At 51.3% G+C, this 24620-nt stretch carries 13 protein-coding genes; 12 read left to right on the top strand and 1 reads right to left on the bottom strand.

What is annotated here, in order from left to right:
• Window positions 1–491: 491 nt before the first annotated feature.
• The 5 genes from WC959_08905 (at window position 492) to WC959_08885 (ending at window position 9882) form a co-directional block, all read left to right on the top strand.
• The gene (locus WC959_08905) at window positions 492–1895 is read left to right on the top strand and encodes a sulfatase (GenBank protein ID MFA5689249.1); all 1404 of its coding nucleotides are present in this window, start codon (window positions 492–494) and stop codon (window positions 1893–1895) included.
• Window positions 1896–1950: 55 nt separating this feature from the next.
• Window positions 1951–3903 carry a hypothetical protein gene (locus tag WC959_08900; GenBank protein ID MFA5689248.1) on the top strand — a complete coding sequence of 651 codons (1953 nt, stop codon included), beginning with the start codon at window positions 1951–1953 and terminating at the stop codon, window positions 3901–3903.
• An 11-nt stretch (window positions 3904–3914) separates the two neighbouring features.
• Window positions 3915–5330: a sulfatase gene (locus WC959_08895; protein MFA5689247.1), complete on the top strand. Its 1416-nt coding sequence runs from the start codon at window positions 3915–3917 to the stop codon at window positions 5328–5330.
• A 663-nt stretch (window positions 5331–5993) separates the two neighbouring features.
• Window positions 5994–7511: a sulfatase-like hydrolase/transferase gene (locus tag WC959_08890; GenBank protein ID MFA5689246.1), complete on the top strand. Its 1518-nt coding sequence runs from the start codon at window positions 5994–5996 to the stop codon at window positions 7509–7511.
• A 202-nt stretch (window positions 7512–7713) separates the two neighbouring features.
• Window positions 7714–9882: a glycoside hydrolase family 36 protein gene (locus WC959_08885; protein ID MFA5689245.1), complete on the top strand. Its 2169-nt coding sequence runs from the start codon at window positions 7714–7716 to the stop codon at window positions 9880–9882.
• Between the two features lie 168 nt (window positions 9883–10050).
• Here the strand turns inward: WC959_08885 and WC959_08880 are convergent, their stop codons facing one another.
• Complete coding sequence (locus WC959_08880) at window positions 10051–11067, bottom strand: LacI family DNA-binding transcriptional regulator (GenBank protein MFA5689244.1); 1017 nt, start codon at window positions 11065–11067, stop codon at window positions 10051–10053.
• Between the two features lie 241 nt (window positions 11068–11308).
• On the opposite strand from WC959_08880, the gene WC959_08875 reads away from it, so the two are divergent.
• From WC959_08875 to WC959_08845, 7 genes are all read left to right on the top strand, one after another.
• A complete protein-coding gene (locus WC959_08875; GenBank protein ID MFA5689243.1) occupies window positions 11309–12586 on the top strand; it encodes a hypothetical protein in 1278 nt (425 codons plus the stop codon).
• A 123-nt stretch (window positions 12587–12709) separates the two neighbouring features.
• A complete protein-coding gene (locus WC959_08870; GenBank protein MFA5689242.1) occupies window positions 12710–17098 on the top strand; it encodes a beta-galactosidase in 4389 nt (1462 codons plus the stop codon).
• A gap of 10 nt (window positions 17099–17108) precedes the next feature.
• Window positions 17109–19196: a sulfatase-like hydrolase/transferase gene (locus tag WC959_08865; protein ID MFA5689241.1), complete on the top strand. Its 2088-nt coding sequence runs from the start codon at window positions 17109–17111 to the stop codon at window positions 19194–19196.
• A 1-nt stretch (window position 19197) separates the two neighbouring features.
• A complete protein-coding gene (locus tag WC959_08860; protein ID MFA5689240.1) occupies window positions 19198–21303 on the top strand; it encodes a hypothetical protein in 2106 nt (701 codons plus the stop codon).
• 53 nt (window positions 21304–21356) lie between these two features.
• The gene (locus WC959_08855; protein ID MFA5689239.1) at window positions 21357–22754 is read left to right on the top strand and encodes a sulfatase; all 1398 of its coding nucleotides are present in this window, start codon (window positions 21357–21359) and stop codon (window positions 22752–22754) included.
• Window positions 22755–22896: 142 nt separating this feature from the next.
• Window positions 22897–23136, top strand: coding sequence for a hypothetical protein (locus tag WC959_08850; GenBank protein MFA5689238.1), 240 nt, complete (start codon window positions 22897–22899; stop codon window positions 23134–23136).
• Entirely contained in the window at window positions 23133–24584 is a 1452-nt protein-coding gene (locus WC959_08845; GenBank protein MFA5689237.1) for a sulfatase-like hydrolase/transferase, read from the top strand. The genes WC959_08850 and WC959_08845 overlap by 4 nt, the downstream gene beginning before the upstream one ends.
• The last annotated feature ends 36 nt before the right edge of the window (window positions 24585–24620 follow it).

The raw sequence follows: 24620 nt of genomic DNA, 5'->3' as shown, positions 1-24620 counted from the left end.
TCTTGACGATGTTGTATCGTTCGACACACCGCCTCAGTCGTACGGGCGCATCCGTGTACTATCTGTCCCGTAATTCATCCCTCCGGAGCTGGTTATACATCACTCCAGCACACTGTGGGACTAAACATCTAGCTTCTACAATCTACCTATGATGCGCATGAATGACGATACCGCAAATGTCTCCGGCTTTTTTACAAATCTGCTGAATTCATTTTTTGGTTTCTTTGGCGATGCACAGATGATTGCTTAACGCAAATGAAACTGAGGCCGGACTGATTCCCGCCATTTGTGCAATATTCGCCATCGTTACCGCTTTTTCCGTTCGGGCGGTATACTGAGTTATATTCGAAATTCGATAATTAATGCGCTTAACTAAAAAATGATTTAACCGTTGATCTTTTAAAAACTAATATCACAGCCTACTTAACACGACTGGAGTGCAATTTTATCACAAGGAAGAATACAATGAAAATGAAAGGGATGAATATCAAATGAACAAAAGAATTTTTGACATAGCGATTGCCGGCATGGTGCTGTCGGCATTCAATTCCGGTGCAGCCGGAGTGCCGCCGGCGGCGAAGCCGAATATTGTTTTTATTCTGGTGGATGATCTCGGCTGGCGCGATGTGGATATCCAGCCGGATGTACGCAGCCCGTATCCGACGCCGAATCTGAAAAAGCTTGCGGCACAGGGAATGGTTTTTACGGATGCGTACGCCGCGTGTCCGGTCTGCTCGCCGACGCGCGCAAGCCTGATGACCGGCAAATCGCCGGCGGCACTGCGGCTGACCACTCATATCCCAGGCGATATTGCGTTCGATGCCACACGTGTGCCGGCAGATGCAAAACTGATTGCACCGGAATTCAGATATGTTTTACCGCTCGAAGAAATCACGTTCGCCGAATGTTTGCAGGCGGACGGCTATGCAACCGGATTTTTCGGTAAGTGGCATCTTTCCGGCGCAGATGTGAATGTGCATCCGGAAAATTTTGGCGTGATGCTGCCGGAATTTCAACCGGAGCATCAGGGGTTCGATGTGAATATCGGCGGTTGTGCGTACGGCCAGCCGCCGTCATATTTTTCGCCGTATAAAAACGCGACGATTCCGGACGGTGCCGCCGGTGAATATTTGACGGATCGTTTAACAACGGAAGCACTTCAGTTTATTGAACAGAACCGTAACCGTCCGTTTTTAACCTACCTGAGTTTTTATTCAGTGCACCGTCCGCATCAGCCGAAGCCGGAACTGGTCGATCCGGAATATGGTGAGCTGGCGAATTATGCGGCAATGATTTTCAGCATTGATGAAAACATCGGACGCTTAATGGCAGCGCTGGATGAAAAAAATCTAGCAGAAAATACGATTGTTATTTTCACTTCCGACAACGGCGGAATGGAAGGTAACAGTCCGTTGCGCGGCAAAAAAGCCGATTTATGGGAAGGCGGAATCCGCGTGCCGCAGGCGGTGCGCTGGCCGGGCGTGATTGCCGCCGGTGCCGTTTGTCGCGAACCGGTAATTTCGTACGACTTTTTTCCGACGCTGCTGGACGCAGCGCGTTCGACGCAGAAAATTCCGGCGGGCGTTGAGGGCATCAGCATGCTTCCGCTGTGGAAAGGCGAAAGCAGGTTTGTGCGCAGCGAACCGCTGTGCTGGCATTTTCCGCATTATCGCGGCTGGTGCGGTCCGATGGGCGGCACGGTGCGCTCCGGAGATTTTAAGCTGATTTATTCTTATGAAGATGGAACGACAGAACTTTACAATTTGTCGAACGATTCCGGCGAACAAAAAAATCTGGCGGCGATGTATCCGGAAAAAACAGCACTGTTAAAAACAACACTGTTTCGATGGCTGAATACTGTACATGCGGTCATGCCGGCGCAAAAAAGCGAATAATCTATTAATCACGAATTTAATTCTTTCGAGTCGGAAGAGCGTAGAGGGTTGTTGTATGAATATGCAGTGGCTGGACTGGTCGATTGTTATTGCGGTGATGGGCATCGTGATTTTAACCGGGATTTATACGCAGCGTTATGTTCAGGGTGTCGCCGATTATCTTTCCGCGAACCGCTGCGCCGGCCGTTATCTGCTGACGGTTGCGCAGGGCATGTCCGGCATGAGCGCCGCGATGTTTGTCGCAAACTATGAAAAATATTTTCAGGCGGGTTTTCCGGCGTACTGGTGGCAGCAGATCATGCTGCTGATTGCAATTATTATCGCTGTTACCGGTTTTATTGCGTATCGTTTCCGTGAAACGCGTGCGCTGACAATGGCGCAGTTTTTTGAAATGCGTTACGGCCGTAAGTTCCGCGTATTTTCCGGCATGATCTGCTGGTTTTCCGGCATCATAAATTACGGAATTTTCCCCGGCGTAACGGCGCGCCTGCTGATTCATCTGTGCGGCCTGCCGGAAAAACTTATCCTGTTCGGGCTGAGTATTCCGATGTTTCCGGTGGTGATGTTTATCATGATCGGCATTGCGCTGTATCTCACGCTTACCGGCGGGCAGATTGCATTGCTGGTGACTGACTTTATTCAGGGTCAGTTCGCACTGGTGGTTTTGATTATCATCACCATCTTCCTGCTGGTGAATTTTGAGTGGACGACGGTCATAGACGCGTTGAAAGCAGTGCCGAAAAATGAATCCATGCTCAATCCGTTCAGCCAGTCTGACATCAAAGATTTTTCGTTTCAATTTTTCATCATGCTGGCCATTCTGCGGTTTTATACTTTTATGGCATGGCAGGGTTCACAGGGTTATTATTCATCGGCACGCAATCCGCACGAAGCCAAGATGGCGGGAATTCTCAGCGTGTGGCGCAGTATTGTCACCGACTTCACGCTGGTGCTGGCACCGGTAGTTGCGTTCGTTGTTTTTCATCACGTTGCATATTCCGGAGATGCGGCAACGATTACGAATTCATTAAATGCGATCGGCGATCCGCAGACTCAGGTTCAAATGCAGACACCGCTGGTATTGGCGTATTTTTTTCCGGTTGGAATGATCGGTTTATTCGTAGCGCTGATCATCGCGGCCGCGGTTTCGACGGATGACACCTATCTGCATTCCTGGGGCAGTATTTTTATTCAGGACGTTCTGCTCCCGTTTAAAAAAGAAAAATTAACACCCGCGCAGCATCTGAAATGGTTGCGCCGGGCTGTGTTCGGAACGGCTGTGTTTGCATTTGTATTCAGTTTATTATTTCCGTTAAAGGAATTCATTTTGATGTATTGGCAGATCTCCGGAGCCATCTTCATGGGCGGCGCCGGTTCAGTAATTATCGGCGGTCTTTACTGGAAACGCGGCACCGCCGCCGGTGCGTGGACGGTGATGATCGTCAGCAGCATACTGGCGGTTATCAGTGTTGTTCTTCGCACCTGGTGGAATGATATTCCGGGCCTGGCTTCGCTTGCGCCGAACTTTCCGCTGAATGGAATGCAGGCATCGTTTATAACATCCGCGATTTGCGTTGTGCTCTACATTATTGTTTCGCTGATTACATATAAAGAGCCGTTTAATATGGATAAACTGCTGCATCGCGGCGAATACGCCGTTGCCGGCGATCAGGTTGTAATGCACGCCCGTCCGGCGCTGATTTGGCGTATTCTCGGCGTAAGTAAAGAGTACAGCTTTGTTGATAAACTGATTGCGTCCGGCGTTGCCGGCTATACGTTGCTGTGGATTATCATGATCATTGCCGGAACAATCCTCAATATGTCGATGACCATCTCGGATGATGTCTGGGGAAAATTCTGGTATATTGTGACGATCACGCTGACCGTTCTGTCTTCATTGACTGTAATCTGGTATATAACCGGCGGAACCCGGGACCTTGCCGTCATGTTCCGTATGCTGAAACAGGCCGGTCGCGAAAATGATCAGGACGACGGATCAGTAAATTAATGGAGATGCATATGACGAAAAATCTAGTTTTTACTGTCGCTGGTGCTGCTTTCTTAAATTCAAGTGTTCCGGCAGATGAACGCCCGAATATCATCATTCTGGTTTCGGACGACCACGGACAGGAGGCGCTCGGCTGTTACGGTAATCCCGTTGTTTCCACGCCGGCAATTGACGCGTTAGCTGCGGCAGGAACACGTTTCATAAATGCCTTTTGCACTGCGGCCTCAAGTTCACCGAGCCGTTCTGCTATTCTCACCGGTTTGCATAATCATGCGAACGGAACTTATGGCTTAACACATAGTTTCCATCATTTTTCTGCGTTCGATAACGTCCGGACATTGCCCGCGATGCTGAACGAAACGGGTTATCGTACCGGTCGCATCGGCAAACGGCATTATGCCCCGTGGAATATTTTTCCATTCACCGGCGGCCTTGATCCTGAAGATGAAATGCTCTATGGGCGTGACGATATTTTAATGTCGGAAGTCTGCCGCAAATTCATCAACGAAGACGGCCCGTTTTTTCTTTACTGGGCGTCGGCGAATCCGCACCGGCGCGGCGTGGTTGAGCCCAATCCGTTAAAACCCAATGCGTTTGGAAATCCGGCGAAAGCATATCCCGGAGATATCGAGCAGGTTTATTCGCCGGACGATGTCATTGTTCCGCCGTTTTTAAACGACGATCCTGAAACGCGCGCCGAGCTTGCCTTATATTATCAGGCCATTGCACGGCTCGACCGCGGCATCGCGCATCTGTTCAGTATCCTCAAAGACGCCGGCAAATATGATAACACCGTCATCATTTACATTTCCGATAACGGCGCCGCATTCCCCGGTTCCAAAACAACGCTTTACGACGCCGGCATAAAACTGCCGTGCATCGTCAAAACACCTGAATCAAAATCCGGTGTTGTCAGCGATGCCATGATTACGTGGGTTGACCTCGTACCGACCATTCTTGATTTCGCCGGAACTCATTATGATCCCGCCACATTTCACGGCAAATCATTCCGTTCAATTCTGAATACGGCAAGCCCTGCAGACTGGCGCGACGAAATTTATGCATCGCACACATTTCACGAGGTCACAACCTATTATCCAATGCGCGTAATCCGTACGAAAAAATATAAATTCATCTGGAATCTTGCCGCCGGACTTTCTTATCCGTTCAGTAGCGATCTGTGGAGTTCTGCTGCGTGGCGTCCAGTGAAAGAAGGACGCACCGCAATGATCGGTTTGCGGCAGGCGAATGACTATCTGAACCGTCCGCGCTTTGAACTGTACGATCTCGAAAACGATCCGAATGAAATTAAAAATCTCGCCGGACTGCCCGAATACCAAACGCTCGTCGACGAATTTTCAGTGAAGACAAAAATATTCCAGTCTGCAACCTCCGATCCGTGGTTGAAAAAATGGGAATATGAGTAAATAAAAAAAATTACATGGGAAATGCGTGTTCAGAATTTTTATTTTATGTATCGCGCCGGCAGCGTGCCCTTGGTCATGCTGCGCCGATGATTTCTTATATTTCAACGATTATATGGAGAAGCATCATATTGCACCGGAACTGAACAATAGCTCCGGACGCTTGCAATTCCTGCAGGTTTATAAGCATTTATGAGAAACCGGTGAATGGCCGGAAGAAGAATCGGCCATGGTTTTTCAAAAAGTATCCGGTTAAAATACCGGGATCGCTGTTTGATATTTAACTGATGCCACCGGGACAGAGTGTTCCGCATGACCTGCGGGAGAAATTTATAAAAGGTGATGCCCTTGTTGACACTATTACGATCAGCAAAGAACCGGTGGAAATGTATTTTCATAGTGAAAAGGCCTGTGATGTTGAAAGCGGTTTTCAGACAAATCGTCTGTCGCTCAGAATTCATCGCGCCGGAATGGATTACAGATAATCCGTATCGCACCGGCTGGATTACCTGTTCCCGGCCAGTGAGTACGACGGAATTTATACCGCAAACATTTTTTACATTTTTCCTATAGTTCAAGCGATTAACTTTATATGTTATTGAGAGCATTAATAAAATATATAATTAATCACTCCAATATTTTGATTTCTAATATATCAGGAGAATTATGAGTAAGAAAAAAGTGAATATTCTGTGGCTGATGAGCGATCAGCATAATGCGAATTGCATGGGCGTTGCAGGACATCCGGATGTGAGAACGCCGAATCTCGATAGGATTGCAAAAAACGGTGTGCTGTTCAATCGCGCGTACACCAATAATCCGGTTTGTGCGCCGGCACGCTGTACATTGATGAGCGGACAGTATGTGAAGACGCACGGTATTTCTGGCAATGTGGTACGCGATGTTCACAGTATTTCTCCGAACGTTGCCCGCCTGTTCCGGGAAAACGGTTATGAAACGGGACTGGTCGGGAAAGCGCATCTGCCGGCGCACTGGATTCGCGACGGGTTTGAATTTTTCCGTTTTTCCGATCTGACTGATGCTGATTCATATAAACCGCAGACATGCCATTATTTTAACGACCTGATTGAAGCGGGTATCGCCGATCTTTACGATCACGGCGGAATAGTCCCGGGACACCCGGACCGGGGCGATAAGGCATTCGTCAGCGAACTGCCGGAAGAATTTTCGCTTGAAGCATGGACGGGACGCAAAGGCGTTGAATTTCTTGAACAACGAAATCGTGAAAAGCCGTTTTTCCTGAAAGTCAGTTTCCAGCGTCCGCACAATCCGTTCTCACCGCCGGAAAGCCGCGCACATGATTATAATCCGGAAATGCTGACGCTGCCGGAGAATGCAGTGGATTATCTGGAGCGCGGCTTTGCCGGAAAACCGCAATTCATGCGTGATTATACTGCCGTGAGAGACGGTTCCGGTTATCCGTACCGCTCAACAGACAGTACTGATCTTCGTGTTCAAATGGCGGCGCATTTTACTTTGATCACAATGCTGGATGAAGCGATCGGTGCAGTGCTCAAGAAAATTGAAGAACAGCGCGAACTTGAAAATACAGTGATTGTCTATACTGCCGACCACGGCGATTTTGCCGGTGAACACGGCATGACACTGAAAAATTTCGGCATCTATGAATCCATTCATCGCATTCCATTTATTCTTGCCGGCCCCGGCATTCCTAAAGGGAAAACGATTGATGCGATTATTGAAAATACCGATTTTTATCCGACGCTCACCGCGCTCGCCGGAATTGAAAACGAAAAAGGAATCGACGGACGTTCTGTTCTGCCGGAAGCCGAAGGCAGAAGAAACGGACACGAGTTTACCGTGTGTGAATGGGATTTTATTGCGCCGCAGGATGCCGTTTACGCCGTTCGCGACGATCAGTTCCGCTTTGTGCATTACGATACAATGCCGGAGGACGGCGAATTGTATGATTGCAAAAACGATCCCGGCGAACTGAACAATCTGTTCAGTGATCCGGATTATCAGAACGTGCGTGAGAAAATGGAAGCGCGTCTGAAAGAATATCGTGCGAACACAAACCGCGTTTACGCCTGGGCAACAGATGCGCTGCGTCAGAAAAATAAAAAAGACGATCCGGTGATCCGCCTGCACAAATACGGCGCGCGCTGGTCAGAAGTGCAAGATACTGTTCGCACCATATAATTATTTTCTTTTGCTAATGCCGCTTTTCTCTGTGTTACACCGCCGGGATTTAAAATCGTCCAGTAAAACAGCAGAATAAATTAAGATGGTTTTGTAACATGAACATACCAAAAAAGTTAAGCGCTTAAACCTAATTGCGGTTTACTTTGAAATGCAATCCGATAATTCAGTGCGCCGGTTTTAATCATTTTGGGAGAAACAGATGAGTAAGGAACAGATCACGGAACATAAACTCGGTGATATGGTTGCGCGTTTCATCCGCACAGAAAACATGAACGGAATGCGGTTTGAATTGATTCCGGCGGGAACGTCCGGCGCGGTAAAACAGCATCGCGAGTTTTTAAGCGGTGTGGCAGTGGAGGGTTTTAATAAAATGCGGAACATTAAAATCCCGGCGCAGTTTCCGCGTGATAATCTGCTGCAGATTAAACTGCTCGATGAAAAATTCCGCGACGGTTTTGCCGGCGGAGTATCCATGTTCGACAGCTTCAGTACCGAAGCACTGGAATTTGAAACGCAGAACATTGTTGAAAACTCCGGTGTAAAAGATATTCAAACCGTGTTTCTGCATCCGCGCGGTTTACGGTGCGTCAGCCATCTGCTGTACCGGGAAGGAAATCCGGCGATTGAAATTTTCAGCGAAGTGATCAATGAGTCGAGTGAGCCGTTAACACTTGAGCTGCTTTCATCGTTCGCGCTGAGCGGACTTACGCCGTACAGGGAAGACGACGCACCGGAACGGTTAAAACTGCATCGGTTCCGTTCGTGGTGGAGTGCAGAAGGCCGCCATGAAGCGTGTCTGCTGGAAGATATTCATTTGGAACGCTCATGGTCTTCGCACGGAATGCGTGTTGAAAAATTTGGACAGGTTGGAACTCTGCCGGTACGTAAATTTTTCCCGCTCGCCGGAATTGAAGATACAGAAAACGGCGTGGTATGGGGTGTAAAACTCGCGTGGGCGGGATCGTGGCAGATAGAGGTTATCCGGCGCGGCGATACGATTACATTAACCGGCGGACTTGCCGACCGCGATTTCGGGCACTGGAAAAAAACACTTTCCGCCGGCGAAACAATTACAACGCCGGTCGCTATGCTTTCCTGTCTGCAAGGAACCTTTTTTGATTTGTGTCAGCGGTTTATTAACGTTGAAGAAACGCGTGTGCCGGAAATTGAGAGCGAAGCAGCGCTGCCGGTTATTTTTAACGACTGGTGTACGTCGTGGGGCAATCCAACGCACGACAGCATGATTGCGATTGCCGACCGGTTAACAGGTCTGCCGGTAAAATACTGCGTGATTGATGATGGCTGGGCGGTGCGTCCGGAAGGCATGCGCAGTCAGGCAAACGGCGACTGGATTGTAAATGAAAACGCATTCCCCGGCGGATTGAAGCCGGTGGTCGATGCATTGAAAAAACGTGGTTTTCTTACCGGTGCATGGTTCGAATTTGAAGTTTGCAACGAAGGAGCAAAGGCGTGGAACGAAACTGAACACCAGGTTCAGCGTGATGGGATTGTTTTTCAATCCGGCACGCGCCGGTATTGGGATTTTCGCGATCCGTGGGTTCATAATTATCTGTTCGAACGCGTAACGCGTCAGATTCGCGACAGCGGTCTGCGTTATTTGAAAGTGGATTATAACGATACACTCAGCCTCGGCTGCGACGATCCCGATTCGCTCGGCGAAGGATTGCGTCAGCATGTCCTTGGCGTACAGAAATTTTTCCGCAGTCTGCGCGCAGAAATTCCTGATTTAGTGATTGAAAACTGTTCAGCCGGCGGACACCGTCTTGAGCCGTCGATGATGCAGCTGGCATCGATGGGGTCCTTTTCAGATGCCCATGAAGGGCAGGATATTCCAATCATCGCCGCAAAGCTGCAGCTGCTGATTCCTCCGCGGCAAAGTCAAATATGGGCTGTGCTGAGAAAATCCGATTCTGATCAACGGCTTGTCTATTCGCTGGCCGCCGGATTTCTCGGACGGCTTTGTCTGTCCGGCGACATTCACGAGCTGTCAGATGTTCAAATGAAGCGGTTGAAAGAAGCACTCGATTTTTATGTTGCTGCCGTACCGGTGATTAAAACCGGACGCACTGAATTTTTCGGCAAGCGTCCGCACAGCTATAATTATCCGCAAGGCTGGCAGGCGAATGTACGCACCGGCGCTGACGGGAAATCGGCCTTGATCGTGATTCATTCCTTTGCACAATCTCCAGAAAAAATTGAATTTGAGATTTCCGGTAACTGGAGCATTGAAAAGCAGTTTTCTCATATTCCGGCGACGGCAGAAATTGCTGCCGGAAAATTTTTGGCGCAATGTGCCGGTGATTTTTCGGCGCAGGCATATTTACTGCGACAGGAGAAAATCGGTTAACTTAAAAACCAGTTTGCGGAGAAAATCCCGGTGATGCCCGCAGACATTCCAGCGGCGAATTTTATCAGCAGGACAGCATCAGCCTGATGCGTAAAATAACAACATGTGCTGACGAAGGTTTTTTCGTATTTATATTTCGCTGCCGGCATCATTTTACAAAAAACCGCATCATCCCGGTGATTTCTGAATGATTGTTTTTCCGGCATTCCATTCCGCCGGAATGTTGATGCAGAAGGGGAGCGCCGGCGGGCCGAGTTCGTTGCGGGTGAGTATGCCGTGGAGCAGGTCGAGCATTACTCGACTTACAGTCTCGCGCTGCTGAAGCAGTCCGGAAATGCCGGTATCAGCGTGATCGATATCGACACAGAAATAGCCGATATCCTCCGGCACACGGAGCCCGCACGCTGCGAACAGCGGAAGCAGCCGCCGGCTGTGTGAGATGACGATGTCCAGCTTTTCTTTCTCAATCCACTGTCGGAATGTTTTCCGGAATGTTTTATATTCAAATTCAGTTTCAGATTTACAGGAGAATTTCGGCGTTGCGGTGTTGCGTCCCCATGTGCGGCGGGCAATATCGAGTCCGGCTTCCCAGTGGTCGAATACTTTTCGGAAATAAAAATAGCCGGGATGGTCATAGCCGAGATCGTGAATCCGGATCATGGAGCCGTAGACGTCCTGATAGGAGCAGCACATGATATTGTGAATGAATTTTTCGTGCAGCGAACTGCTGAAGGCAACGCCGGCAAAATTTTTCCATTCCAGCTTCCAGCTGCCGACCGGCGCGCTGTGCGCGCAAATGAGCAGTCCGCGAATGCCGCGCATGGTCAACATCCGGCTGAGCGCTCTCTGTTCAGCTTCATTATCTGTGAGATTAAATTGTTCGAGCCGGTAACCGGTTCCTGCACAATACTCTTTTAACTGTTCGAGCACGAGTGTTTCCGGAAAATGTCCGAAATCAAGCAGTGCCAGCGTTTCAAGATATGTTCTGCCGCTGGCTTTTTTCTGCGCGAGGCTGCGGGCGGCGAGGTCGGGCTTGTAACCCAGCTCGCATGCCAGCCGCCGGACACGCTCTTTTGTTTTTTCAGAAATTTTCGGTGAATTATTCAGCGCCAGCGACACGGTGGCGGACGTGACACCGGCAGCGGCGGCGATCTCGATAAGGCGGATTGTTTTTACTGGTTGCATGGCCGGAAAGTTAAGCAAACAGGTTAAGCGTGTAAATAAAAAACTGATTTATCTGCGCGCTGGACGCTGTACGATCTTTGGCGACGATGGAAAACAATGAATTCCGGTGGCTGCGGGATGAACGTGAACTGCCCGCACGGCTGACAGAAGTTCAAGTGGAATAGTTTACAGGCGGAACAGAATTAACAGAGTATTCCGGCGCCGCCGGCCGGAAAGGAACGCAACCAAAGGAGAAGGGAACATGAAGAGAGAGAAGTCAGTAATTATGGCTGTGATACTCACAGCGCTTGGACTGCATGCACAGGACGCCGGCGATTACCGGTTGATTAACACTACCCCAAATGCACCCCTAAGCGTACTAACCAACTGGGAGATGTATGACGGAACCGGCTGGATTGCCGCTACCGCAATCCCCGGAAGCAATGCGGTGATCCGTTCACCTGAAGGAAGCTCTCATGCAAACTTGCGGATTAATGTGGACGACTGGACGATTGGCGGAATCAATGTTGATTTAGCAAGCTCGTGGCGCTTTCAGGGACATGGTGGTGCGAGGACGATGACCGTTACCGGTGATCTCATTAAAGCAGGAAATGCTGCGTTAATATTTTATAATGGGGACAGCAGTGGTCTGACGGTAAACATTCTGGGGAATCTGGATCTGCAGGAGCACTTTTTACAACCCGGAACAGCGCTGGGTGCTTTGGACGGGTTTTCCGTCGCCGGACACACAACGATTGCCGGTTCGTTCCGTTCTCATGGAAATACGGTGCTTAACACCGTGCAACTGAACGATGGAAGTATGACGGTCTGGGAATCGAATAACGACGGCACAAGTGGCGGAGTAACTGCGGCCGGGGTATCCGGAACGGGGTCGATTCAATCAAAATCAAATGCCACCGGTATTAATCAGGCAACTGTAAACCACGGGAGTCTGCTCATCAACGGAGCATCCGGCAGTTTTGATTTTTCCGGTACGCTCCAGGACGGCATGCATGTTGACGGGGCCTCCACCTTCAGTCTGGTTAAGGAGGGCGGCTCAACCCAGACATTCTCCGGTACGGGAACCTATTCCGGCACAACGGAAGTAAAAGGCGGCGCACTGCTGATTAACGGCGATTTCAGCGCAGTCACCAATACCTTCACCGTTTCTGCCGGTGCGATGCTGGGCGGAACCGGAGCGATCGGCGCAATGGTTGAGTTTGCAGACGGTGCGCTGCTTTCGCTCACGTCAACCTTAACGGCGGATGCGAATTTCGCCGGATTTGATATGGGTGATATTTACGGACTGGATGAGGATACGGCGCTGGGTACTTATATGCTGCTCACCGGCGCAATCACCGGAACAGTGAATAATCTGGGGGAAGCAAATGCCGCGGATATCGGCAACGGGAAGGATGCTTATCTTGAGTTGACCGGCACGGGATTGAGTCTGGTCGTTATTCCTGAAGCCGCAACGATTGGATTGTTCATATTTACAGGAAGCATTACCCTGTTTCTGCGCAAGAAAATATCTCTGTAATAGATCTATAATAGAAACGAAAAATACATCCGGCGATAAGCCGGATGTATCCCGTTTTATTAATAATTTAATAGGGAGATTATTATGCGATATCGTTTTTTTCAGATAACCGCTGTTTTAAGTATGTTCATATCAGGCGCGGTTGCACAGAATTCCGGCGATTACCGGTGGGTCAACACTACCGCAAATGCACACCTAAGCGTAGCAGGCAACTGGGAGATGTATGACGGAACCGGCTGGTTTGCCGCTGCTGCAATCCCCGGAAGCAATGCAGTGATCCGTTCTCCAGAAGGAAGCTCTCATGCAAACTTGCGGATTAATGTGGACGACTGGACGATTGGCGGAATCAATGTTGTGTTAACAAACATGTGGCGCTTGCAGGCAACGGGTACAGCGAAGACGATGACCGTTACCGGTGATCTCATTAAAGCGGGACGTCAAATATTTGCATTCATTAACGGAGATGCACTGCTGACCGTAAATATTCTGGGGAATCTGGATGTGCAGGAGCACTTTTTAAATGTCGGAACATCGGTGGCGGCATTGAACAGTTTTTCCGTCGCCGGACACACAACGATAGCCGGTTCGCTCCGTTCTCGTGGGAATACGGTGTTAAACACTGTGGCACTGAACAATGGAAGTATGACGGTCTGGGAATCGAATAACGCCGGCACAACCGGAGGAGTAACCGTTGCCGGGATATCCGGAACGGGATCGATTCAATCGAAATCAGATGCTAAGGGTATTACTCAGGATATTATAAACGCCGGGAGTCTGCTGATAAACGGAGCGTCCGGCAGTTTTAATTTCTCCGGTACGCTCCGGGACGGCATGGCTCCTGACGGGGCCTCCACCTTCAGCCTGGTTAAGGAGGGCGGCTCAACCCAGACATTCTCCGGGACAGGAACCTATTCCGGCACAACCGTTGTAAAAGCCGGCACACTGATTATTGACGGTGAATTCAGTTCGGTCACGAATTTGATCAGCGTCGAATCCGGCGCAGTGTTCGGCGGCAACGGTGTTCTTGGTGCGCCGGTGTCGTTTGCCGCTGGCGCACAGCTGGCATTCTCAACGAAACCATTGACGGCAGCAGCGTTTACATTCAAAAATTTCAGTGCGACAGACGTCGCCGGAATTCATTCCGGCGTTAAAGATGGAACGTATAAACTGCTCGCCGGAAAAATTAATGCCGCCAATATTAAGAATGTTGGAAAATCGAACGCGGTGGACATTAACGGCCGGAGTGTTTATTTCGAAGTAAATGGAAGTGCGCTGAATTTAATTGTCGGTTCCGGCAAAAGCGCAAGTACCGGCATAGCGCTCGCAGTGAAAGGAAAACCGGCGCCGGCGCCGTTCGACGGCTGGAGAATTGAAGCGTTCGGTTCTATCGCCGGAAAAGAAAACGGCAGTGCAGTAATTCAATATGAATCGCCGGAGCATGAACCCGTCCGGCTGACACCGCCGAAGCCGGTTGAAATTCCGGCGGCAGCGGTGAGAATCACCGCCTGGTTTGCCATCGAAAGCGGAGATGCATATCTCCGCTTTTTGGTAAAAGATGCTGCCGGGAAAATTCACACCGTTGCTGTAACGGATTCGCATATCGACGGTCCGGCGATTAATAATACTCCGGCCCGCCGCAACGAATGGTCGCTCTGGAATATGGCGGAATCAACGAGTTTATATATGCCGACGGAAGCCGAACTGCGTGAGCGTCTGCCAAAAAAAAACTGCGATGAAGTGCTCGCAAAACTCTGGCCGAAACCGCTGACGCTCGCCGGCATTGAAATTGTACCGAATAAACCCGGCGACCGCTGGGGCGGGCTTTATGACAGCCCGCGCAAAACCGCGATGCAGAACGGCACCGGCACATTTCGTCTGAAATTCCCGCAATGGAAAACGCAGTTCCCCCGCGATGCCTCATTCTATGCATATTTAAGCGACCGGTATCGTTCTGTGCAGAATGAACCGCTGTTTTTTTTTCCGGACGATTTTACGGCGCTGAATAAAACCGATATCCGCTGGCAGCTTGAAATCCGCGCCGGTTATAACGGCGGCATCGTCTGGTCCGCCACCGGAAATTCAACCGTCAACCGTACCGCGCCGGAAACTCTTTTTGACCAGAAAATTGTTCTGCCGGAGCTGCCGGTTGGAAAATATGTTGTCGATTCAAAAGTCTGGAACAGCGCTGGTGAGTTCGACGGCATGCGCCGTTTTACAGTGTATGTCGGCGAAAGCAGCGCCGGAATGCCGGCGGCCGTTGCGCCGGAATTTGCATTAACCACCGGACGCGCAAGAGAGGTTTTTCCGGCGGGAACCGGAACGGGAAACTTGAAGCTGGTTTGCAACCGGACAGATGTGAACAGTGCCGGATTTTTTCAGATCAGCGTGGTGGATTATACCGGCACTGAAATCGTTTCGAACTCTTTTCCCGCCGCCGCCGGAGAAATACTGATTCCGGTTCCGTTAACGGAGGGTTCCGACTATTTTGCGGAAGCTGAATACCGCGTCGACGGAAAAGTGATGGATCAGTCCATCTGCCATTTCGGCGCCGCCGGAATTCTGGAAACCGCACCGCAAGGTGATGTGCCGGATTCAATTCCGGGACGCGATGACTTTTTAAGCGGACACGCGTATGTGATGACAGAATATCAGCAGGCAACTCATGTGTCGGCAGTTTATCCATATACGCAGACATTCAACTTTGACGATTTCAGCGAGTGGGCCGGACGGATGTCGGAGCTGGGCGATCAGGGTATTTTTGCAGTCAAAGCCGGCTGGGCGAATATTGAACCGCTGCCCGGAGTTTTCCGCTGGGGGATTTTCGACAAGGAAATGGAAATTCTTGCTGCGCAGAATGCAAAGATTTTTTTCAGCTACACACCGACCAGCGGCGGACTCTGGGTTCCGCGCTGGATGAACGACTCGCCGTTCCGCAATCAGTTCGGGGATTTTAAAATTAAAACCGGACTGGTACATCCGCTGTCTCCGGCGGTGAAAAACGGCTGGCATAATTATCTGCGCCAGCTGCTGTGCCGCTATCGCGCCATGCCGGAATTCTACGGTCTTACCCTCTACAACACGCCGTTTTCCGCTGCGGTGTTGCCGGAGCCGTTTGTCACAGATTATTCGCATACCGCGCAGGAGGAATTTAATAAATGGCTGATCGCTCAGGGCCGCGCACCGGCGAAACTGACACCGCTGCTGGTTGTGCCGGGAATGAAAACCGAAGATCAGGGACCTGATCTCTCGGCGGGCTGGCGCGACTTTATCGAATTCTGCTCCTACACAACGTATGAAAACACGCGCGAAGTGCTTGAACTGATCCGCAGCATTGACTCCAGGCGAATCATCCTGTTCGACCGCAAATCCAATTCGTACGCCGTTGAAAAAACTATTCCGCTGCTGAAGCAGTACAATGCGATCATGAAAAATGAAGGTTCTCCCGGTTTCCGCGAAGGCATGCTGCGCAGCATGGCCATTCAAAACGGTGTGCCGTTTGTAGAAGAGCTGCACCGGCATGTTCCCACCAGCCGGTCGATCACCGATGCCTCCAACTATTTCGCATCTTATCTCGGGTACGGTTCCGTGTGGCTGCTGCGTTCCACGGCAGAATCGATGCATCCTGATTATTATAATCCGGTTCACGCGCTGTTCCATACCAACTATCCGTTTCTGAAAGAAACGCAGCCGCGCTGGAATGATTATCTGCGCGGCGAATTTTATTCGCCGGAAGTTCTCGTGGTCGGCTGCCGCACGGACGCATTGGTTAACGGTGAGCGCCGCGGTGTCTTCGATGACATCGCCGGAAAACAGGTTTATTCTGCGCTGTTCGAATGGGCGCAAGTGCCGGCGCACTTTGCGGATGAATATTGCGACTGGGTCGATTTCTCAAAATTCAAGCTCATTTTTGCTGAAGGCGAAATCATGCCGCAGGCGTTGATTGATAAAATTACCGCCGCCGCCGAAGCCGGCATCAAAACCGTGGTTGTCGGCGATGCCGGACATATTGCGGCGGAATCCGTCAACTCTACCGGCGTACTGAAAAAAGCGCTGCGCGGAATTTCAAATGTAAAATATATTGATCCGCCGGCGCGCATCACCGCCAGTACATCGTGGGATTCGCCGGTCGGCTGGAATGTCTCCATCGTAAACGAATGGCTGAACTGGGCCGGTGTTGAACGTCCGGTATTTGTCACGGCAGACTCACAGCCCGGCTTTCAGGTGCAGCATCGCACTGCAAACGACGGAACAGTCTATCTCGCCGTTTTCCGCAACTATTACGGCTGGTACCGTAACAACATAGAGTTTGAAGAAGAGCTGCTGGAAAAATACGGACAGGTTGCCGGAACAGTAAAACTTCCGGTGGCTGACGGCGGCATCTGGATCGTTGAAAAACTCCACCGCGACGAAAAGCTCATCGGTGAGTTTACAGCGAAAAACGGCGCGATTGAATTTTCAATCGATCCCGCCGTCGCCGGCGAAGTCCAGTTAATTCGCGTGCAGAAAAAATAAGGATACCGAAATGAATGTTGCAAGTCTGATGATCTTTGCCGCGGCAACTCCGGCTGATGATCTATCCGCCCGTCCGAATATTATCATTATTGAATCGGATGACCACCATTTCCAGGCGCTGGGCTGCATGGGCGATCCGGTGCATACACCGAATCTTGATGCGCTGGCTGCCCGGGGCATTCTCTTTCGAAATCACGTCTGTCAAGGTGCTCAGTGCTCACCTTCGCGCAATGCGCTGCTGACCGGATCTTATCCGCATAATACAGGGATTTACCATAATCAGGACGGACCATTGGCGGCGGGCGTCTGGACCTTCCCGCTGGCTCTCCGGCGGGCGGGGTACACTACGGCGTTGATCGGGAAAGATCACTTCAAGCCGGCGAAGGGCGGGTTTTCGGGGAGTCCGATGGAGATTAGAAAACAGGAACTGCAAACGATCGGGTTTGATTACACGTTCGGTATGAGCGGAAAAGTTTCGGTCGCTACAGCGCAATATATGCCCGGGAATGATCCGTATCAGGACTATCTTCATGAGAGGGGACTGCTGGAAGTATTGCAGGCGCACTATCAGGAGCATTTCACCAGTTTTTCAGGACGCAGAGGTTTTACACCGGCGGCTCTGACGGAAGAAGACCGGCAGGATACGTTTATAGCCGGTCATGCGGCGGACTGGATCGCATCGTACGATCGGCAGAATCCGTTTTTCCTATGGGTGGAATTTTTGGATCCGCATCCGCCGGCGGATCCACCGGAGCCATACGCCGGCATGTATGATTGGGAAGAGATGCGGCTTCCTCTGGGCGATACGCCGCATCCGCAGTTAAGTGTCGAGCACATCCGGCGGTTCCGCGCCGGGTACTACGCAATGATCACTGCGCTGGACGCACAGGTCGGACGGATTCTTGAGGCGTTGAAAGAGTCCGGGCAGATCGATCATACGGTGATCGTTTTTGCCGGGGATCAGGGCTCTATGCTGGGCGATCACGGGTTGTGGGGCAAAGGCGATTATTACAAAGGCTCCGTCAACTCTCCGCTCATTATCGCCGGACCGCCGGGATGGTTTATTCCGGGACAGGTGATTGACCGTCCGGTTGAAACTCTGGATCTTGCCCCGACGATTCTGGAGCTGGCCGGAGCCTCTGCCGCAGATCAGCGGAAAAGTTACGGAGAGAGCCTGCTTCCGCTGCTGACGGGAAAAGGCACCTACAGCCGGACGGCGGCGTTTGCAGAGACGGCGGAGTGGAAGGTCGCGGTGACCGACCGGTTTAAATATGTCATTCATCCCAAAGGAAATATTCTTTTTGATCTTCAGGAGTGTCCGGACGAACTGGTGAATCTCATCGGGCAGCAACCCGGCACAGAGGCAGCGATGGCGGGAGTGATCGAAGCGTGGATCTGCAACACAACGCCGCAAGCCGGCGAAGCGGGTGTCACATACACATTCGCCGGTCCGGACACCTGTAAGGCACGCCTGGAACAGATGAACGGCGTTGCAGTTTCGGAGGTCGCTTATATTCAAGGAACAGCGGCTTCCGGCGGAGGGCTTTCCGCCCCGGCATACAGGCTTGCTGATCCGGAAAACCGCCTGTTCGCCCTAAGCTCCCGGGATATCGCAGATCCTGTGGCGGCGTATGATGAAACGCACTCCCGGTTTGTGTTCAGTCTGACCGCCGCGCCGGATGTATCCATCGATTTCCGGGCGGCCTCGCTTTCGATGACCCTGCTGGGTATGGTGGCAGATACGAACGCATATACGGTGTCTGCCTATATTGCATATAACATCAATCAGACCGGATGGGTGAGCCAGGGTATCCGGCAGCGGGTCCGGAATGTTGAATATGATCGTACGGATACTATGGGCAGCGTTTTATATGACGCACAGACCGGCGCACCGCTCTCCGAATACGGGTTGCCGCCCGAAGCCAATGTGTATGCCCGGACCGTGTCTTGGTCTTTAGCCCAGGCCGATGCAATGGCGCCGGGAAGTACGGTTGAATTCGCAGTCTTTGTTTTTGATGACAAAAACGGGAACGCGCGTTACTACGCCGGGGCGGATAACATCTGTGTGGACGGGATACAAATTATAAAGGGAGATTGATATGATGCACAAAGTGATGCTGATGACCGCTTTCTTACTGACGGCACAGGCGGACGATCCGAATGACGTTTACGTCACCCGTTTTTCTGTTACCGGACCCGGAACGGCCGTGTTCCGGCTGGAAGGAGACCATGCATCCAGGGTGCATATTGTTCGTGCGGAGCCTGTGAAGGAGGGAGCTCCTGCATTGATGTGGCGCTGCAACGGGGAGGGGCTTTTCCAAATTGCTTTTCCGGAGAACACCCCGGATGGGTTTTTCCGCTTGAAACCGGAATCGGGAGATACGGTTCTGGGCATGGTTCACCGTCGAAACAACGGCCGCAGCATTCAGTTCACCTCTGAACGTGAAAAAAACACTGCGTATCCCCCGGAAATCGCGGGGTGGAGCGAAGAAGAAAAGAGCAGGCAGACCGCGGCCGCCCGGACTATGGTGGCGGACTTGAATCGACGGATTCAATCCGGAGAGAAGACGATTGTTGTTCCCGCAGACAACTACCGGTTTAAAGGATTTATGGATAACGGGAAGGACGCTCTGCTCTTTGACGGGCTGGAGGGAGTTTCCATCGATTTTTCCGGATCGACGTTCTGGGTGGCCGGAGTGAAGCAGCGGATTCTTACGATCACCGGCTGTTCAGATTTTACAATCAGCAATTATACGGTCGACTATGATCCTCTGCCCTGGGTGCAAGGCCGGGTGATTTCAGTCGGCGAAGGTGCGTATCCGCCGGTACGCTTCGAGCTGGATCAGGGGTTTGAAGAGGCTCTGGCTCAGTTTCAGGCCACTCCTCCGAACGGGTATGCACGGATTCATGTTTTTAAACCGGAACCGGGACACCCGTATAGTGCAACGTTTGTTGCGGGCCATGACCGGGGGCAGCCCGCCGTGTATGATGAAACAACCCGTACCGTGACTGTTTCCCTGCAAGGGCGCGACACCGGTCTGCCCTGGTTCGGTATCGTTGAAGGCGACGGAATTGTTCTGGCGCCGCGTTATAACGGAAACTATATGATGCTGACCAAAAGCTCGAATGTGACCTTTGACAGAGTCAATATTTACGCATCGGCCCGCCTGGGATGGATCGGCGAGTATGACGGGGAGAAACCGTATCGCCTGCAGAATGTACGGCTGATCCGCCGGCCCAATACCGCGCGGCTGATCTCCAGCTGCCTGGATGGTTTCCGCGTGAACTTCTGTAAGCACGGCCTGCAGATTTCAGACTTTGAGCTGGAAGGAGTCATGGACGACGCGGTTGCGCTGCCGTCTCATAATTCGATCGTTTTAAAATCCTCTTCATCGACGACGATGACGGCGGCTGCCCGCGATTTGGCATCCAGCTTTAATGTGGACGCCGGATCGACCATTGATGTGTATGACAGCCGGACGTTTGTCTATCGCGGATCGGCCACGGTTCTTTCGGCGGAAAAGTTGAGCGATCAGGAAGAAACCGTTCCGGCGGAGCACCCTACCAGATTGTATAAAGGGAAGAAGACGACTCCCTGGAAGCTGGTGCTTGACCGGCCTCTGGCGGTAGAGCGGGGAGACACCATTATTTCCGATCGCTGGCGAAGCGACGGATACCGGATTGAGCGGGGGTATTTTCACGTTAATTTTGCCTGTGCCATTCGGGCGACTGCGAAAAACGGAATGATCCGTGGTAACGTTTTCGAACAATCCGGCGGTATTCGCATGGAAATGGATAACGACTGGATCATAAATACGCCCATGGAGAATATCGGGATTGAGAATAATGCATTTTACGGTATACAGAGGGATCCGTCGATTACGGTTTCTGTTCTCCCTCACAGCATCTCCAATCCCCTTCACCGGCAGGTCTCTATTCGGAACAATGTTTTTTATAATACAATCCATCCCGTGATCTATGCTACTCACACTGACGGGCTGCAGATTCAGGCCAATCGCTTTACCGGAATTTCAGGAGACAGCGCCGCTTTCTTTTTACCGCCGCCTCTCCCCGGCGAGCAGGGGGCTCCCCTGAGTGCTGCGGTAATTCAGCTGGAGCGGAACGGATCCGTTACGCTTGAGAATAATGACTTTAATGATATCGCTGAAGGAGTGGAGTTTATTGCAGAAGGAAGCGCTCCCTGACGGGAACTTTTAACCGGGGAACAAACAGAACTGAAAACGGAACGGAGGAAACGATGCAAAAAAATCTGATGAAATGCGCGGCGGTTTGTACGTCGATTGCGGCGGGGTGCATACCGGCTGCGCAGGAGAAACCGAATATTCTTTTTATCTTAGTGGATGATCTGGGCTGGAATGATGTGCAGTTTCTGCCGGACTCAACGTCGCCGTATTCAACTCCGAATATCAGACAACTTGCTCGGCAGGGCATGGTGTTTACTGATGCATATGCGGCGTCTCCGGTCTGCTCGCCGACACGCGCCAGTCTGCTGACGGGAAAATCACCGGCCGCGCTGCGATTGACATCGCACATCCCCAGAACCCTGGACGGCAACTGGGCCAGAATTCCGGACAATGCGACCATGATGCCGGCGGAATTCAGAGACAGGCTGCCTCTGCCAGAGATCACATTCGCGGAGCTTTTGAAGAAAGATGGATATCGAACCGGATTTTTCGGAAAATGGCATCTGGCGGGGCAGAACGCGCTGGCATACCCCGAGGCTCAAGGAGTTATGCTCCCTGATTACCATCCCGATCGACAGGGATTTGATATTAATATCGGCGGGGCTTCCGTGGGAGCGCCGCCTACCTATATCTCTCCTTACGGGCTTGGCATGATCCGCAGCGGTCCGGAAGGAGAATATCTGACCGACCGGCTGACGAATGAGGTGATGGACTACATCAAAACATCCGGAGAAAATCCCTTTCTGGCCTATCTGTGTTATTACTCGGTTCACCGTCCGCACCATCCAAGACCGGATCTTGTGGATTCATCGTACGGGGCATTGGCGAATTATGCCGCCATGATTGCTGCTGTTGACGAGAACATCGGACGTTTAATGAAATTCCTGGATGAATCCGGGCTGACAGAGAATACGCTTCTCATCGTCACCTCCGACAACGGGGGCCTTGAAGGGAATCTTCCATTGCGCGGAGTGAAAGGAAGCCTGTGGGAGGGCGGAATCCGGGTGCCGACGCTCGTGCGCTGGCCCGGGGTGATCCGCCCCGGATCGGTATGCAATGAGCCGGTCATTTCGTATGACTTTCTACCGACTCTGCTTGCAATCACCGGCTCCGATCAGCCGGTTCCGAATGATGTAGAGGGGGTCAGCCTGCTGCCCTTATTCACCGGATCAGATTTCAAACGTTCTGAGCCGCTTTACTGGCATTTTCCTCATTATCATAATGATGGAATGTCGACGGCCATTCGTGACGGTAAATGGAAGTTGATTTATTCCTATGTGACTGAAGAGATGTTTCTGTTTGATCTGGAAGACGATTTCCGCGAACAGCGAAACCTTGCTGCGCAGTTCCCGGAAAAAGCGGAACAGTTGAAAACAAAGCTGTTCCGCTGGCTGAAAGAGGTTGATGCTTTAATGCCGGTGCGTGCGGTTGACACGGATAAAAAATCATGACACCGTCTTACAGCCATTGAAACAGTTAAGTTTCTGATCCGTTGAATATCTGAATTAGGTGCATATTATACGGTTTTTATAAAAACGGATCGGGAACATTATGAGTAAGAAAAAAGTGGATATTCTGTAGCTGATGCGAGACATGGGCGTTATTGATCCGCACGTCGGATTTTATCTGAGTCCGCCGGATGGGTTACACTGGTCAGAGCCGCAACCCGGGGATGGAAAATCGGATCTGTATTTCGGCGGCAAGCCTGAACGGTTTGAACGCCCGCAAATACTAATGAAAGACGGGCCGGCGGAATACCTTTTCTGCGCTTTGATGGGTGGGAAATATAACACATCCACCGGAGCAGTTTTAAAAACCGGAGAATGGCAATGAAACCGAATGTGTTAATTATAATGGCGGATGATATGGGGCACTGGGCGATGCGGTGCGCCGGAAATGAAGATGTGCTGACTCCGAATCTCGACCGGCTGGCAGCATCCGGCATCCGCTTCGAAAATTTCTTCTGCGTGTCGCCGGTCTCCTCACCCGCGCGCGCGTCGTTTCTCACCGGACGGATTCCGTCGCAGCACGGCGTTCATGACTGGTTGAAAAAAGGTAACATCGATGATCCGGACGGAATGTATCGCGGTGTTGACCGGCCGGTTGAATATTTAAACGGCATCCGCGGCTTCACCGATTATCTGGCGCAAGACGGTTATGTTTGCGGAATTTCCGGCAAATGGCACCTCGGCGATAACGGCGCGCCGCAAAAAGGCCATACATTTTGGAAAACTCACGCGTTCGGCGGCGGGCATTATTACGACTGGCAGATGTTTGAAGATGGAAAACTGAAAACTGAAACGCGCTACGTTACAGATGTGATCACAGAAAATGCCGTTGAGTTCCTCGAAGCGAACCAGGCCAACCGGTTTTGCTTAAGTGTTCATTATACCGCGCCGCACAGTCCATGGGATAAAGCAGAGCATCCGGAAGAAGTCTGGGACCTGTATGACTGTTGTGATTTTTCGGCCACGCCGGATCTGCCGCTCAGTCCGCTTCAGATCAACTCCGCTCCTGCCGGAGCCGGTGAACGCCGGAAAGAACTGCTGCGCGGTTATTACACGGCGATCACAGCTATGGATCACGGCATCGGCACGCTGCTCGACTGGCTGGAGGAAAGCGGATTGCGTGAAAATACGCTCATCATTTTTTCGAGCGACAACGGCATGAACATGGGACATCACGGCGTTTGGGGCAAAGGTAATGCAACCTTTCCGCTGAACATGTGGGATACCTCCGTCAAAGTTCCCGTTATTTTTTCACTGCCTGGTACCTTTGCGGGGAATGCCATCTGCAGCTCCATGCTCAGCCACTACGACGTCTTTCCCACCCTGCTGGATCTGCTCAGGATCCCGCACGATGAAGACAGTCTTCCGGGCAGCAGCTTTGCCGGCTATCTGCGGGGCGGAGAGCCGCCCGCTGATCAGGATGTAATTATCTACGATGAATACGGACCCGTCCGCATGATCCGCACGGATGAATATAAATATGTTCACCGGTACCCTTACGGCCCGCATGAATTCTATGATCTGAAAAACGATCCCGATGAAATGTATGACCAGATTTCAAATCCGCAGTTTACACTGGAAATTCAAACGCTGCGGGCAAAACTTGATGACTGGTTTTTCAAATATGTAAATCCGGCCATCGACGGCACGCGTGAAGCGGTCTACGGCAAAGGGCAGCTCAACCTCGCAGGAATTTCGGCCGCCGGAAACCCTGCTTACGCCAATGACGTTTGTTTCTATACAGACGAAAAGGCATTTCACGAAGAAGCTTAATTATAAGATGACAGCCTTGTGATCCCGAAATCCGGC

Source organism: Kiritimatiellales bacterium (assembly GCA_041656295.1).
Classification (GTDB): domain Bacteria; phylum Verrucomicrobiota; class Kiritimatiellia; order Kiritimatiellales; family Tichowtungiaceae; genus Tichowtungia.
Note: the sequence above shows the minus strand (reverse complement) of the source record. Positions and strands in the feature narration are given on the sequence as shown.

Bases quoted from the DNA above. Each gene is read 5' to 3' on its own strand.
- WC959_08880 (MFA5689244.1), bottom strand. From the start codon at position 11,067: ATGCAACCAGTAAAAACAATCCGCCTTATCGAGATCGCCGCCGCTGCC.
- WC959_08895 (MFA5689247.1), top strand. From the start codon at position 3,915: ATGACGAAAAATCTAGTTTTTACTGTCGCTGGTGCTGCTTTCTTAAAT.
- WC959_08885 (MFA5689245.1), top strand. From the start codon at position 7,714: ATGAGTAAGGAACAGATCACGGAACATAAACTCGGTGATATGGTTGCG.
- WC959_08900 (MFA5689248.1), top strand. From the start codon at position 1,951: ATGAATATGCAGTGGCTGGACTGGTCGATTGTTATTGCGGTGATGGGC.
- WC959_08875 (MFA5689243.1), top strand. From the start codon at position 11,309: ATGAAGAGAGAGAAGTCAGTAATTATGGCTGTGATACTCACAGCGCTT.
- WC959_08865 (MFA5689241.1), top strand. From the start codon at position 17,109: ATGAATGTTGCAAGTCTGATGATCTTTGCCGCGGCAACTCCGGCTGAT.
- WC959_08890 (MFA5689246.1), top strand. From the start codon at position 5,994: ATGAGTAAGAAAAAAGTGAATATTCTGTGGCTGATGAGCGATCAGCAT.
- WC959_08905 (MFA5689249.1), top strand. From the start codon at position 492: ATGAACAAAAGAATTTTTGACATAGCGATTGCCGGCATGGTGCTGTCG.
- WC959_08855 (MFA5689239.1), top strand. From the start codon at position 21,357: ATGCAAAAAAATCTGATGAAATGCGCGGCGGTTTGTACGTCGATTGCG.
- WC959_08845 (MFA5689237.1), top strand. From the start codon at position 23,133: ATGAAACCGAATGTGTTAATTATAATGGCGGATGATATGGGGCACTGG.
- WC959_08850 (MFA5689238.1), top strand. From the start codon at position 22,897: ATGGGCGTTATTGATCCGCACGTCGGATTTTATCTGAGTCCGCCGGAT.
- WC959_08870 (MFA5689242.1), top strand. From the start codon at position 12,710: ATGTTCATATCAGGCGCGGTTGCACAGAATTCCGGCGATTACCGGTGG.
- WC959_08860 (MFA5689240.1), top strand. From the start codon at position 19,198: ATGATGCACAAAGTGATGCTGATGACCGCTTTCTTACTGACGGCACAG.